This window comes from Leifsonia sp. McL0627 (assembly GCF_058244615.1).
In genome coordinates, this window is the sequence record NZ_JBZCGM010000003.1 from 1,200,766 (window position 1) to 1,214,844 (window position 14,079).

Here is a 14,079-nt window from a genome sequence, read left to right on the forward strand (position 1 = left end):
CAACGACCCTAGGCGCTCTCCGCTCGCAAAGCGCGGAGGGTCTCCCGCCGGTCGGCCTGTTCGATCGGATCCGGCACGGGGAGGGAGGCGAGCAGGCGCTGCGTGTACGCCTGCTGCGGGTTGCCGAGCACCTGGGCACCCGTCCCCTCCTCGACCAGCTTGCCGCGGTGCAGCACCGCGATGCGGTCGGCGAGCAGGTCGACCACGGCGAGGTCGTGGCTGATGAACAGCGCCGCGAAGCCGAACTCCTTCTGCAGTTCTGCGAAGAGTTCGAGGACGCGCGCCTGAACGGACACGTCGAGCGCGGAGGTCGGCTCGTCGGCGATCAGCAGTGTCGGTTCGAGCGCGAGCGCCCTGGCCAGACTGGCACGCTGGCGCTGGCCGCCGCTCAGCTCGTGCGGAAACCGGTCGCCGTAGCTCTTCGGCAGCTGCACGGCCTCAAGCAGGTCGTCGACGCGACTCCGCGCCTCCGCCGGGCTGGAGGCGCGCCCGTGCACCACCAGCGGCTCCGCCACGCAGTCGGCGACGGTGAGCAGCGGGTTGAAGCTCGACGCCGGGTCCTGGAAGACGAAGCCGATGTCGCTGCGGACCGGCTTGAACTGCCGCTCCTTGACGCCGTTCATCTCGTGCCCGAGCACCTTCAGCGACCCGCCGGTGACCCGGTTGAGGCCGCCGATCGCGCGTCCGATGGTCGTCTTGCCCGAACCGCTCTCCCCGACCAGGCCGAGCACCTCTCCGGCGCGGATCTCGAAGTCGACGCCGTCGACCGCGACGAAGCCCGGCTGCCCGAGTCTTCCGGGGTACTGGATGCGCAGCCCCTCCGCCTTCACGACGGGAATCGCGCTCTCCCACTCCGTGCCGCGTCCGGCCGCCCTGTCCTGGGTGGACGACACGCCCTGCCCGATCTTGGGCACCGACGCGAGCAGCTTCTTGGTGTAGTCGGCCTGCGGCGAGGCGAACAGCGTGCGCGCGTCCGCCTCCTCGACCAGCTTGCCCTGGTACATCACGGCGACACGGTCTGCCAGGTCGGCGACCACGCCCATGTTGTGCGTGATCAGCACGATGGCCGCGCCGAACTCGTCGCGGCAGCGGCGAAGCAGGTCGAGGATCTCGGCCTGCACCGTCACATCCAGTGCCGTGGTCGGCTCGTCGGCGACGATCAGCCCCGGGTTCAGCACGAGAGCCATCGCGATGACGATGCGTTGCTTCTGGCCGCCGGAGAACTGGTGCGGGTAGTACTTGACCCGCTTCTCCGGATCCGGGATGCCGACACGTTCGAGAATCTCGATGGCCTGCTTCTGCGCGTCCTTCTTGGAGATCTTGCTGTGGGCGCGGAGGCCCTCGGCGATCTGCCAGCCCACCGGATACACCGGGTTCAGGGACGTGGACGGCTCTTGGAAGACCATCGCGACATCCGTGCCGCGCACCTCGCGGAGCTGGCGTTTGCTGAGGCTGATGACGTCCGCTTCGCTCTGGCCGTCCTTGCTGCGCAGGATGACAGCACCGGAGGCGGTGGCCGTCTCCGGCAGCAGACCCAGGATGGTCTTGGCGGTGACGGTCTTGCCACTGCCGGACTCGCCGACGATGGCGAGGACCTCGCCGGGTGCGACCCGCAGGGACACGTCGTCCACGGCTTTCACCGCGCCGGCGTCGGTGGAGAACGAGACCACCAGATTGTCGATCTGTACGACGTCGCTCATGGCTTGACCTCGATTCCGTGTTCGTCGAACGATTCCCCGCCCTCGAGGCCGTCGAGGCCCCCAGGTCCTGCCGAGAGGGTTCCGCCGGGCACGACGGAGGTCTCAGCGACAGCGCCGGACGCCTTCGCCACGGCGCGACGCCCGCGGAGTCGCGGGTCGGCCAGGTCGTTGAGGCTCTCGCCGACCAGGGTGATGCCGAGCACGACGAGCACGATGGCGAGACCGGGGAACACCGAGGTCCACCAGATGCCGCTCGTCACGTCGGACAAGGCCTTGTTGAGGTCGTAGCCCCACTCGGCCGCCGCGGTCGGCTCGATGCCGAAGCCGAGGAAGCCGAGACCGGCGAGCGTCAGGATCGCCTCGGACGAGTTGAGCGTGAAGATCAGCGGCAGCGTGCGGGTCGAGTTGCGCAGCACGTGACGGAACATGATCCGCCCGGTGCTCGCGCCGACCACCTTCGCCGACTCCACATACGCCTCCGCCTTGATGCGGACGGCCTCCGCGCGGATCACCCGGAAGTATTGCGGGATGAACACGACCGTGATCGAGATCGCCGCGGCCAGGATGCCGCCCCACAGGTTCGACTGCCCTCCGCTGATCACGATGGCCATGACGATCGCCAGCAGCAGCGACGGGAACGCGTAGATCGCGTCGCAGACCACCACGAGCACGCGGTCGAGCCAGCCTCCGAGATACCCGGAGACGAGGCCGAGGAAGATGCCGACGAAGATCGACAGGATCACCGCCACGATGATCACCGAGATCGCGGTCTGCGCGCCCCAGATCGTGCGGGAGAACACGTCGTAGCCTCCGACGGTCGTTCCCCAGGTGTGGGCGGAGCTCGGCGGCTGCTGCGAGCCGAACTGGCCGTGCGCATCCTTCAGCTGGGCGAACCCGAACGGCGCGATCAGCGGGGCGAAGATGGCGATCAGGATGAAGATGCCGGTGATGATGAGGCCCGCCACGAGCATTCCGCGCTGCAGGCCGACGCTCTGCCGGAGCTGGTGGATGATGGGGAGCCTGTCCAGGATGCTGCGCTTCGCCATCTCAGTACCTCACTCTCGGGTCGATGAGCGCCGCGATGATGTCGACGATGAAGTTCGTGAGGGCGACGACCACCGCGAGCAGGGCGACCATGCCCTGCACGGCGACGAAATCGCGCGCCTGCAGGTAGTGGGCCAGCTGGAAGCCGAGCCCCTTCCACTCGAAGGTCGTCTCCGTCAGCACCGCGCCACCCAGCAGGAGCGCGATCTGCAGGCCGATCACCGTGATGATCGGGATGAGCGCCGGCCGGTACGCGTGCTTGCGCACGAGCCGGAACTCGCTGACACCGCGCGACCTGGCCGCATCCACGTAGTCGGTGGAGAGCGTGCCGATGACGTTCGTGCGCACAAGGCGGAGGAACACGCCGGCGGTGAGCAGACCGAGCGCGAGCGCCGGCAGGATCGCGTGCATGAGCACGTCGCCGACAACGGCAGGGTCGCCGGTCTGGAACGCGTCGATCAGATAGATGCCGGTCTTGTTGGGCAGCAGCTGCATCTCCAGCTCCGAGCTGGTGGATGCACGGCCTGCGACGGGCAGCCAGTTCAGCCAGATCGAGAACACCAGCTTCAGCAGCAGGCCGGAGAAGAACACCGGCGTGGCGTAGCAGAGGATCGCGAAGACGCGCAGGGACGCATCCTGGCCTTTGTCGCGGAAGTACGCGGCGACCATGCCGAGCGGGATCCCGACGATGAACGCGACGATCAGCGCGTAGAACGCGAGCTCCAGCGTCGCCGCGCCGTAGGTGAGCAGGATCTGCGTGACCGGCTGGTGGTCGGTGAAGCTCGTGCCGAAGTCGCCGCGCAGGATCTGACCGAGGTAGTCGAAGTACTGCACGATCAACGGCCGGTCGTAGCCGGCCTCGTGGATGCGCTGGGCGAGCTGCGCGGGAGGCAGCTTGCCGCCGAGCGCGGCCGTGATCGGGTCGCCCGTCGAGCGCATCAGGAAGAAGACGAGAGTGACGAGGATGAAGATCGTCGGGATGATGAGGAGAGCGCGGACCAGGATGTAACGGCCGAGGCCGCCTCCCGAACGCCGCTGCTTCGTCCTGGTTCGTTCTGGACCGGACGCTGCAGGCGCGGCCGGGCCGGTGACAGTCGCTGTCATGGAAGCCAATCGTGGGTGGTTCGTGGGTTGGGGGCGACCCGCGATGCGGGCCGCCCCCAGGTCGGCTAGCTGGCTAGCCTGCTGATATCAGCCCTTGGAGAGGGCAGCGTAGCGGAACTTGAACGACGGATCGAGCGTCTTGTCCGCGCCGTTCACCGTCTTTCCGACCACGGCGACCTGGGCGCCCTGCAGCAGCGGCAGGGTGGACAGGTCGGCTCCGACCTTGGCCTGGATCTCCTCGATCAGCTTGGTCCTGGCGGCTGCGTCGGTCTCGCCAAGCTGCTGCTCGATGAGGGACTGGACCTCCGGGTTGTCGTAGTGGTTCGCAAGGAAGTTGTCCTTGATGAAGAACGGCGACAGGTAGTTGTCGGCGTCGGAGTAGTCCGGGAACCAGCCGAGCTGGTAAGCCGGGTACACGTCGGCGACGCGGTCCTTGGAGTACTGGACCCACTCGGTGGACTGCAGGTTGACCTTGAACAGGCCGCCGTTCTCCAGCTGCTCCTTCACGAGTGCGTACTCGTCGCCGGAGGACGGACCGTAGTGGTCCGGGTTGTACTGGAGGTTCAGCGCGACCGGCGTGGTGACGCCGGCAGCCTGCAGAGCGGCCTTCGCCTTGTCGAGGCTCGGCCCGCCGTTCCCGTCGCCGTAGAGGTCCTTCAGCACGGTGGTCGCGCCGGTCAGTCCCTCGGGGACGAACGAGTAGAGCGGGGTGTACGTGCCCTTGTAGACCTGCTTGGCGATGGTGGCGCGGTCGACGAGGTCGGCTGCCGCCTGACGCACGGCGAGCGACTTCTTCGCGTCAGCCTCCGGCGTGGTCGCACCGTACGGCATGGTGTTGAAGTTGAACACGATGTAGCGGATCTCGCCACCCGGGCCCTTCACGACCTTGACGTTCTTGTCGGTGGACAGGCTGTCGACATCGGTCGCGGTGAGGCTGCGGAACGCGACGTCGATCGCGCCCTTCTGGATGTCGAGCTTCAGGTTGGACGACTCGGCGTAGTACTTGACGTTCACCTTGTCGGTGGCCGGCTTGCCGAGGAGGCCCTGATAGTTCGGGTTCGCCTTGTACGCGATCAGGTTGTTGAAGTCGTAGCTGGTGATGTCGTACTGACCGGCGAACGCGTGACCCTTGACGATGGTCTGGTCCGACGTGACCTTGTCAGCCGAGAAGACCTGCTCGTCGACGATGGGGCCGGCCGGGCTGGAGAGCACCTGCGCGAACGTCTGGTCGTTCGGGACCTTGAGCTTGAACACGACCGTTGTCTTGTCCGGCGTCGAGACGCTGTCCAGGTTCGCCAGCAGCGACGCAGGCCCGTTCGGGTCGTTGATCTTCTTCTGACGGTCGAACGTGAACTTCACGTCGGACGAGGTCAGGTCGTGGCCGTTCGCGAACTTCAGTCCGGGCTTCAGCTTGACGGTGTATTCGTTCGGCGAGGTGAAGGCGGCGCTCGTGCTGATGTCCGGCTTCACATCCGGGCTGCCGTACGGCGAGTTCAGAAGGAACGGGTAGACCTGGTTCATCACGGCGAACGAGCCGTTGTCGTACGAACCGGCCGGGTCGATGGACGTGATCTTGTCCGTCGTTCCGATGGTCAGGGTTCCACCGCTGCCACCGGAGCTGCTGTTATTGCTCCCGGAGCAGCCGGCGAGCACCAAAGCCGTCGCCGCGAGTGCGGCGGACACGGCCAGCAGGCGCCTGCCGCTGATGTGTGCGGATCTCATATCCGAGTACCTCTTCCTGGTGTGGGGTCACCGACTCGGCGCGCAGAGATCTGCACCTGTGCCGAATCGCGTAGGTATGTCCTAACACGAAATGAGTTCGATGGATGCATCCGAATGCACTTCGTAGCGAGATCTTTACGTGGGTGCAACAAAAGTGCGCTCATGTGCGCATCAATGCACACCATTCGCGCTGGATGCCCTATTCTCCGCGCAAACGCATGCGTTCGGCGTCGATCGACGCCATCGCCACCTGCAGTGATCTGCGCAACTCCGCCTCCTGCTGGTCGGTGCGCGCAAGCCGGTTGGTGAGCTCCGCCTTCTCGCGCAGCAGGTCGCGGTCGATGAGCCCGTCGACGATCGAGCGGGCATAGCGGGACACGTCCCCGGCCGCCTGCGGAAGCGCGGCGACAGCGAGGGCGTTCACGGTCGGGCCGTAGCCCTGCGGCACTTCGGCGAGCACCCGGTCGACCCATCCCGGATCGGCCATCGTGGTGAGCTGGCTGGCGATCGCATCCCGGATCACAGCATGAGTGGCGTTCACGAACGGCACCTGCACGGCCCGCGCCGCCCGCTCCTGACCGACCTCGGACGGGAGCTGCAGCAGCACCATGAGCGACTCGCGCTCGGTGCGCTGGGTTGGGTCGCGGAGGTCGGACTGCTGGACGATGGGGAGGGCGGCGCTGCTGTCCTGGCCGCTCTGGTCCCGGCTGCTGCCGTTCTGCGCGTTGCGCTGCTCCGCACGCTGCTCACCGCGCCGGGCGGCCTGCACAGCGCGCAGGGTGTCTTGCAGGTCGGCGCCGGACAACCGCGCCAGCTCGCGTGCGTAACCGTTCTGCGACGCCGGGTCGCGGATGGTCGCGACGATCGGCGCTCCCTCGCGCATCGCGGACGTCCTGCCCTCCACCGTGTCCAGGTCGTACTTGTCGACCACCTGCCTGATCATGAACTCGAACATCGGCTTCTTGGCGTCGATCATGCGGCGGACGGCATCGTCGCCCTTCGCCAGCCGCAAGTCGCACGGGTCGAGACCCTCCGGGCCGACCGCGACGTAGGTCTGGGCCGAGAACCGCTGTTCCTCGCCGAATGCGCGCGTCGCGGCCTTCTGGCCTGCCGCATCCGGGTCGAAGGTGAAGATGACGGAACCCTTGCTGTTGTCGTCGCCCATGATGCGCCTGATCACCTTGATGTGGTCGACGCCGAACGCCGTTCCACAGGTGGCGACCGCTGTGGTGATCCCGGCGAGATGGCAGGCCATGACGTCGGTGTACCCCTCGACGACCACCACCTGGTCGAGCTTGGACACGTCGCGCTTGGCGAGATCCAGCCCGTAGAGCACCTGGGCCTTCTTGTAGACCGGCGTCTCGGGGGTGTTGAGGTATTTCGGGCCCTTGTCGTCGTCGAGCAGACGGCGGGCCCCGAACCCGATGGTCTGGCCGGTCACATCCCGGATCGGCCAGATCAGCCGCCCGCGGAACCTGTCGTAGACGCCCCGGTCGCCCTGCGAGACCAGACCGGCCGTCGTGAGCTCCTCAGTGGTGTACCCCTTGGCGCGGAGGTGCTTGGTGAGCTCATCCCAGCTCTTCGGGGCGAACCCGACGCCGAAGCGGGCGGCGGCGGCGGAGTCGAAGCCCCGCTCCCCCAGGAAGCGCCGGCCGATCTCGGCCTCCGGCGACCCGAGCCTGCTGCGGAAGAACTCCTCCGCCGCGCCGTTGGCGGCCAGGATGCGCGCTCGGTTGCCATGCTCGGACGGGCCGCCTGAGCCGTCCTCGTAGCGGAGCTGGTAGCCGATGCGCGCCGCAAGACGCTCGACGGCCTCGGTGAAGGAGACGTGGTCGAGCTTCTGCAGGAACTCGTAGACATCGCCGCCCTCACCGCAGCCGAAGCAGTGGTAGCGGCCGACGGCGGAGCGCACGGTGAAGCTCGGGCTCTTCTCGTCGTGGAACGGGCAGAGGCCCTTCAGCGAGCCGACACCAGCCGATTTGAGGCTCACATAGTCACCGACGATGTCGGCGATGTTGGTGCGGGCTTTGACCTCTTCGATGTCACTCTGTCGAATTCGGCCGGCCATACGACGATTCTACTGAGCCGGGACGACTCTGTCGGTCGTTCGGCGGGTTCCGCCTACTCGGCCTGCCGAGCCTGCCGAGCTTGCTCAGTCGCGCTGCTTGCGCCTGCGCCGGGTGTTCTGGGCGATCTCGATGATCGCGACGAACACTTCGATGCCCACACGAAGGAGCAGCACGCTCAGCATGGCCCCGACAATTGTGATGATGACGCCGAACAGGAACACGAACGCACCGACGACGGCGTGCGTGTCGATGGCGAGGGTGAGGCTGTACACGAGCGACAGCAGCGTGCTCAACCCGATCAGCACGAGGCCGACGACGTAGACCGGTCCGGCGAGCTTCCTGGTGACGTAGTTCGTGAACGTGAAGTCGAACAGCGACGAGAAGAAGCGGGTGTCGTCGAGCCGGTCGGCGAAGTCGGAGACCGTGCGTCCGGGCGCCGCGGCGGAGGTGCCGGACGGTGCTGCGGCCGCGGCGTCGACGGGTGCCGTCGCCGCAGCGGATGCGTTGGATGCTGCCGGTACGTCGGGGGCTGATTCGGCGGCAACAATGGATGCATCCGGTGCGGGGGCCTGCGACGGAACTGTGGCGTCGGCGGGCTCAGTGCGCACGCCGGAGACGGACTCGGGAAGCCGGACAGTTGCGGCCGTCACGTCTACCGCGGCCGTTGCCGGCGGAGCTGCTGGAGCGGCCGGCGCTGCGGGTGCTGCCGGTGGAACGGGAACCGTCGACTCAGGCGCCGGTGTGACAGCGGGTGCGGCTGGTTCAGCAGGCGACGCCTGGGTGGCGATCGGGTTCGCCGCACCGAGGGCCGCATCCATGATCGAGGGGGCCTCGCCATCCGGAGCGGCCGGCGCCGGCTTGTTCGCAGCCGCCCGCCTCGTGCGCGCAGCGGGTGTGGTCTTCGCTGCGGCGGGCTTCGCCGTGGACGCTGTCTTGGACGTAGTGGACGTCTTCGGCGTAGAGGGCGTCTTCGGCGCAATAGATGCCTTGGGCGCGGCAGGCGTCGTCGGCGCAGCAGGCGTCGTCGGCGTGCTGGACGTCTTCGGCGTGCTGGACGTCTTCGGCGCCGTCGTCCGCGAGGCGGGCGTCTTCGCCGCGCCGGTGCTTCTGCTCGTCACGCGTTTGACGGGCGCAGGGGTGGTGGCATCGTCTGGTGTCGGCTGGTCGCCGTCCGCCGGGGGTAGTGGGGTGCTCATTATTTCCTCTCGATGCCGCAGACTCCAGCATTCTGCACAGGGGTCGGCGTTTCAAGCCCGCCGAGAGAACTTAGAGGGTGTCAGCGCAGTCCACCCACACGTTCAGTGTTGCACGAGACGTTCGTACCAGCTCAGTGCCGACTGGTCGGTGAGGCTCGCGACCTGGTCGACGATCACGCGTTTGCGGGCGGTGTCGTCGTCCGCGTCCTTCCAGTCCTCCGCGAACCCTGGATCGAGTTCGGCCGGACCGCGGGAGTAGAGCAGGTCGGCCAGGGTCGTGAGGATTTGGCGCTGCTGCGCGTAGATCGGCTGGCGCGTGTTCTTCGACATCACGAACGTCGCCACGATGCCCTTGAGCACGGCGATCTCCGCCTGGATGGGCGCGGGGACCACGACGTCTGCTCCGAACCGGATGAGGTCGGCGCTGCCGGAGGTGGCCTTCGTGGCGTGCACCGCGGCGTGGGCGAACCGGCCGATCAGCTGGCTGGTCAGGTTCTTCAGCCGCGCTTGGGAGCGGCGGCTGCCGTCCCAGCCGTCGAGCCAGATGTCGAGGTTGTCGAGGCGATCGAACGCGGCGATGAGCTCGTCGTGGCTGAACTCCCCGCCGATCCAGTCGTACATGGAGCGGACCAGGTCGTCGTGGTCGACCCGGCTGCCGAGCGCTGCGACGTCGATGTAGCCGTTGACGACCGCGTCTTCGAAGTCGTGAACCGAGTATGCGATGTCGTCGCTGAGGTCCATCACCTGCGCCTCGATGCAGCGCACCCGCTCAGGGGCTCCGGCGCGCATCCATTCGAACACGGCGTGGTCGTCGGCGTAGAAGCCGAACTTGGCGCGACCGCTCGGGTCGGCGACCGACGAGGTGTCCGGCCACGGGTATTTGCAGCTGGCGTCGAGGCTCGCGCGGGTGAGGTTCAGGCCGTACGGCCTGCCGTCCCTGCCGAACACTTTCGGTTCCAGCCTGCTGAGCAGCCGCAGCGTCTGCGCGTTGCCTTCGAAGCCGCCGATGTCGTCTGCCCAGCTGTTGAGCGCCCGCTCCCCGTTGTGCCCGAACGGCGGGTGGCCGATGTCGTGGGCGAGACACGCGGTGTCGACGATGTCCGGGTCGAGGCCCAGGCTGTTGGCGAGCTCCCGGCCGACCTGCGCGACCTCGAGCGAGTGGGTCAGGCGGTTCCTGGCGAAATCGAGCCCAGCCGTCGGGCTCAGCACCTGCGTCTTGGCCGCGAGCCTGCGCAGGGCGCTGGAGTGCAACAGCCGCGCCCTGTCGCGGGCGAAGTCGCTGCGACGACTCGAGTGCTGCTCTGGCAGCCAGCGCTCACGATCGTGCTCGCTGTACCCCTCGCTCCGCTCGATCGTTCCGGCACGGCCTTCTGTCACCGGACTATCCACCACTGTTGTGCACCTCCGCGTCGGCGACCTCTGCGCGTTCGAAACCGTCCAGGTCGCGGCTGGCGAGCCAGCCGTCCGGCAGCGCCGGCTTCTTCGGGGTGCCTGCTCGGCCGCGCTGTCCCTCAGCGGCCTCTCCCGGATACTCCTGCTCCCAGTCGAGGGTGGCGAGGAGGTCGTCCAGGTGCGCGAGCGTCTCGACGGTCGCGAGGCTCGCCCGCAGGTCGCCGCCGACCGGATACCCCTTGAAGTACCAGGCGACGTGCTTGCGGATGTCGCGGCAGCCGCGCTCTTCGCTGTCGAAGAATTCGACCAGCAGCTCAGCGTGACGACGGAACGTGGCGGCCACCTGGCCGAGCGACGGGTGCGCCTGTGCGCGCTCCGCTGTCGCCGCGTCGATCTCGCCGGCGCGCGCGCGGAACGCTGCGGCCAGGTCGCCGAACAGCCACGGCCGCCCGAGGCAGCCGCGCCCGACCACCACGCCGTCGCACCCGGTCTCGTCGACCATCCGGATGGCGTCGGCCGCCGACCAGATGTCGCCGTTGCCGAGCACCGGGGTGCCGGTGATGGTCTCTTTCAGCTTCGCGATGGCCGACCAGTCGGCGTGCCCCGAGTAGAACTCGGCCGCCGTCCTGGCGTGCAGGGCGATGGACGCGACGCCTGCACCCTCGGCGGCTTTCGCCGCTTCGAGGTAGGTGAGGTGGTCGCTGTCGATGCCCTTGCGCATCTTGACTGTGAGCGGGATGGCGCCCGCCGCATCCACTGCACCCTCGACGATCTCGCGGAACAGGCCGAGCTTCCACGGGAGCGCAGCTCCGCCGCCTTTGCGGGTGACCTTGGGCACCGGGCAGCCGAAGTTGAGGTCGATGTGGTCTGCACGGTCTTCCGCGACGAGCATGGTGACCGCCTCGCGGACGGTCTTCGGATCGACACCGTAAAGCTGGATGGAGCGCGGCGTCTCCGACTCGTGGTGGGTGATGAGTCTCAGGGACTCCGGGGTGCGCTCGACGAGTGCGCGTGAGGTGATCATCTCGCTCACGTAGAGGCCGGCCCCGAACTCACGGCAAAGCCTGCGGAACGCGGTGTTCGTGATCCCGGCCATCGGAGCCAGCACGACGGGCACGTCAAGTGCCAGCGGACCGATGGTCAGCTGAGGCGCGTGGCTTATCGTTGCTGTAGTAGTCATTTCCTCAATTCTCCCAGAAAGAGCTGAACCGCATGACCGAGCGACCGGAAGCTGTGGAGAACCAGGGTGAGACGGCGTCTGTGGAGGGCGTGCACACTCCCAGCGGGAGGGCGCGGGTCGAGGCCGACGCGGCCGCACGCGGGGTGAACATCCGGGTGGTCGAGCGCCCGGCGGCGCGCAGTCTGGAGGAGGCGGCGCAGCTTCTCGGCATCGAGCCGTCCGACATCGTGAAGACGCTGGTGGTCAAGCGCAGTGACGACACGTTCGTCTTCGCGCTGGTGCCCGGCGGCCGCAAGATCTCCTGGCCGAAGCTCCGCGCCGTCCTGCACGTCAACAAACTGCAGCTCCCGGATGCGTCGGTCGCCTACGAGGCCACGGGGTACGAGCGCGGCACGATCACCCCGTTTGGCAGCCGCACGGCGTGGCCCGTGGTCGCGGACGCGAGCATCCCCGGCCGCACCGTGTCGATGGGCGCGGGCGAGCACGGATACTCCCTCTACGTGGACGCCGACGAGCTCGTCGAAGCCTTCGCGGCCACCATCGCCGACATCACAGACCCGGAGTAGTCTCCGGGACCAGGCACGCGTCGCCCTCGCACGCCGCAGCCGGGGATCGAGTGGTCCCGAATTGCCGTACGTCGCGGGAGCACACGGCAATTCGGGACCACTCGATTCATACTCGGGACCACTCGATCCGGGGGTGTGGATAACTTCTGCGGCGTGCGCGGCAGATGTGGCAGGGTATGGCGATGCCGACGCCAGCTCCACTTCCTGCCCCGTTCCTCGCGGGGGCGTTCTCGACGACGGTCGCGCTGCGCGCGGGCGTCCGGCACTCCCGGATGCGCCGCCGCGATCTCGCCCGGCCGTTCCACGGCGTGCGCGCGGCCGGACCCGGTGGATTCCTCGATCGATGCGCCGCCGCCCAGACTCGGTTCGGCACGAGGCACTTCTTCAGCCACACCACCGCAGCGCGGATTCTCCGCCTGCCCGTACGCGAGGAGGGCGAGCACTCCGATGAACTGCACGTAGCAGTGATCCCGCCGTTCCGCGCGCCAAAGGGCACAGGCATCGTCGGCCATCAGTTGCGTGTCGAGCCGGCGACGCTGCGCGACTGGAATGGGCTGCGGATCCCGTCCCCGGTCGAGGTCTGGTGCGAGCTGGCGTCGCTGCTGCCCGTGGATGCCCTGGTCCAGGCAGGCGACGCCCTGCTGCGGCGGACAGCCCCGCTCGCGCGCGCCGACGATCTGCGTGCGGCTGTCGCCTCCGCGCGCGGGCGTCCGGGAGTGGATCGGATGCGCGAGGCTCTCGCGCTGATTCGGGAGCGGACAGACTCTCCGATGGAGACCAGCATCGGGCTCGCGATCGTGCGGGCCGGCCTTCCGGAGCCGTCGATCAACGCGGCCTTCGCCGACTCGTCAGGTGCATTCGTGGCCTTCGGCGACCTCGTCTACGAGCGGGCGGGCATCGTGATCGAGTACGACGGCGGGCACCACCGGACCGACCCGGCGCAGTACGCCGCCGATGTCGACCGCCTGTGGAGGATCGAGCAGCTCGGCTGGCGTGTCATCCGCCTGAACCGCACCCACCTGCACGGCGGCGCGGCTGAGGCCGTGCGCCGCGTGCGCACCGCACTCGCCTCGCGAGCAGAGTGACGGTTCCCGGAGTGCCGTCCATCGCCGCAGGACCAAACGAGTGGTCCCGAATTGCCGTACGACGCCTCAGCAACGAACGAGTGGTCCCGAATTGCCGTACGACGCCTCAGCAACGAACGAGTGGTCCCGAATTGCCGTACGTGCACGTGTGCACGCGGCAATTCGGGACCACTCGATTCAGGATGCGGGGGAAGCGCCCGGAATCAGGCAGGCGTCGCCCTCGCAGGCTGCGGCCGACGCGTCGCCGAGGGCGACCAGCGGGAAGCGCGGCGGGGCCGCGACGGAATCGCCAGACGCGCCGGCGTCTGCTGCGACCACGCCCACTACGCCATCGCCGCTCACGCGGTCACCTCGGCGCGTTCCGTCCAGACCTGCTCCAGCACCTGGGCGAACGTCGCCGCGTCCTGTGCACCGGATACGCCGTAGCGGCCGTCGATCACGAAGAACGGAACACCCTGGATGCCGTACTCCTGCGCCAGCGACTGGTCGGCGCGGACGTCGGAGAGGAACTCGTTCGACTCCAGCGCTGCGACGGCGGCCGCGCGGTCGAGCCCGACCTCTGCGGCCAGGTCGGCGAGGTCTTCTGTGCGCCCGACGTGCTTGCCCTCGATGAAATACGCCTTGAACAGACGCTCGGCGAGTTCCAGCTGCTTGCCGTTCGCCTTGGCGAAGTGCAGCAGCTCGTGCGCCTTGACGGTGTTGGTGTGCTTGAGGACGTCGAAGTCGTAGTCGAGCCCGACCGAGGATGCGATGCCGGTGACCCGCTCGAGCATCTGCGTCACCTGGGACGCCTGCATGCCCTTGTGGCCGGCGAGGAAGTCGATCTCGGTGCCGTCGAAGTCGACGGGGGTGTCCGGGGAGAGCTCGTAGGAGTGGTACTCCACCTCGACGGCGCGGTCGTCGCCCGCTCCGGCGAACAGGCCGCTGCCCGCTTCGAATTTGCGCTTGCCGATGTAGCACCACGGGCAGGCGATGTCGGACCAGATGTCGATCTTGATGGGTTCACTCACACCGAAGCCAA

General features: G+C 67.9%; 12 protein-coding genes. 2 read left to right on the forward strand and 10 right to left on the reverse strand.

The annotated features are described in order from the left end of the window. Positions 1 to 8: 8 nt before the first annotated feature. The 8 genes from AC37TH_RS14025 to dusB form a co-directional block, all read right to left on the reverse strand. Positions 9 to 1,700 (reverse strand): ABC transporter ATP-binding protein, encoded by a 1,692-nt coding sequence (locus AC37TH_RS14025; RefSeq protein ID WP_490764951.1) that lies wholly within the window; start codon positions 1,698 to 1,700, stop codon positions 9 to 11. After that, entirely contained in the window at positions 1,697 to 2,746 is a 1,050-nt protein-coding gene (locus tag AC37TH_RS14030) for an ABC transporter permease (protein WP_490764952.1), read from the reverse strand. Before AC37TH_RS14030 ends, AC37TH_RS14025 begins: the two co-directional genes overlap by 4 nt. Before the next feature lies 1 nt (position 2,747). Next, on the reverse strand, positions 2,748 to 3,848 hold the full coding sequence (locus tag AC37TH_RS14035; RefSeq protein ID WP_490764953.1) for an ABC transporter permease: 1,101 nt from the start codon (positions 3,846 to 3,848) through the stop codon (positions 2,748 to 2,750). Between the two features lie 87 nt (positions 3,849 to 3,935). Continuing rightward, positions 3,936 to 5,570 (reverse strand): ABC transporter substrate-binding protein, encoded by a 1,635-nt coding sequence (locus AC37TH_RS14040; RefSeq protein ID WP_490764954.1) that lies wholly within the window; start codon positions 5,568 to 5,570, stop codon positions 3,936 to 3,938. 199 nt (positions 5,571 to 5,769) lie between these two features. Then, complete coding sequence (gene dnaG / locus AC37TH_RS14045; RefSeq protein WP_490764955.1) at positions 5,770 to 7,638, reverse strand: DNA primase; 1,869 nt, start codon at positions 7,636 to 7,638, stop codon at positions 5,770 to 5,772. 84 nt (positions 7,639 to 7,722) lie between these two features. Continuing rightward, positions 7,723 to 8,835 (reverse strand): DUF4282 domain-containing protein, encoded by a 1,113-nt coding sequence (locus AC37TH_RS14050; RefSeq protein ID WP_490764956.1) that lies wholly within the window; start codon positions 8,833 to 8,835, stop codon positions 7,723 to 7,725. A gap of 102 nt (positions 8,836 to 8,937) precedes the next feature. Beyond that, positions 8,938 to 10,212, reverse strand: coding sequence for a deoxyguanosinetriphosphate triphosphohydrolase (locus tag AC37TH_RS14055; protein WP_490764957.1), 1,275 nt, complete (start codon positions 10,210 to 10,212; stop codon positions 8,938 to 8,940). A 4-nt stretch (positions 10,213 to 10,216) separates the two neighbouring features. Next, positions 10,217 to 11,407 (reverse strand): tRNA dihydrouridine synthase DusB, encoded by a 1,191-nt coding sequence (dusB, locus tag AC37TH_RS14060; protein WP_490764958.1) that lies wholly within the window; start codon positions 11,405 to 11,407, stop codon positions 10,217 to 10,219. Positions 11,408 to 11,439: 32 nt separating this feature from the next. Between dusB and AC37TH_RS14065 the strand changes: the two genes are divergently transcribed. After that, complete coding sequence (locus tag AC37TH_RS14065) at positions 11,440 to 11,973, forward strand: aminoacyl-tRNA deacylase (RefSeq protein ID WP_490764959.1); 534 nt, start codon at positions 11,440 to 11,442, stop codon at positions 11,971 to 11,973. Positions 11,974 to 12,155: 182 nt separating this feature from the next. Then, positions 12,156 to 13,058: a hypothetical protein gene (locus AC37TH_RS14070; protein ID WP_490764960.1), complete on the forward strand. Its 903-nt coding sequence runs from the start codon at positions 12,156 to 12,158 to the stop codon at positions 13,056 to 13,058. 177 nt (positions 13,059 to 13,235) lie between these two features. On the opposite strand, the gene AC37TH_RS14075 is transcribed toward AC37TH_RS14070, so the two are convergent. Both AC37TH_RS14075 and AC37TH_RS14080 read right to left on the reverse strand, forming a co-directional pair. Next, entirely contained in the window at positions 13,236 to 13,400 is a 165-nt protein-coding gene (locus AC37TH_RS14075; RefSeq protein WP_490764961.1) for a hypothetical protein, read from the reverse strand. Continuing rightward, positions 13,397 to 14,068: a DsbA family oxidoreductase gene (locus AC37TH_RS14080; RefSeq protein ID WP_490764962.1), complete on the reverse strand. Its 672-nt coding sequence runs from the start codon at positions 14,066 to 14,068 to the stop codon at positions 13,397 to 13,399. Before AC37TH_RS14080 ends, AC37TH_RS14075 begins: the two co-directional genes overlap by 4 nt. Between the last annotated feature and the right edge of the window lie 11 nt (positions 14,069 to 14,079).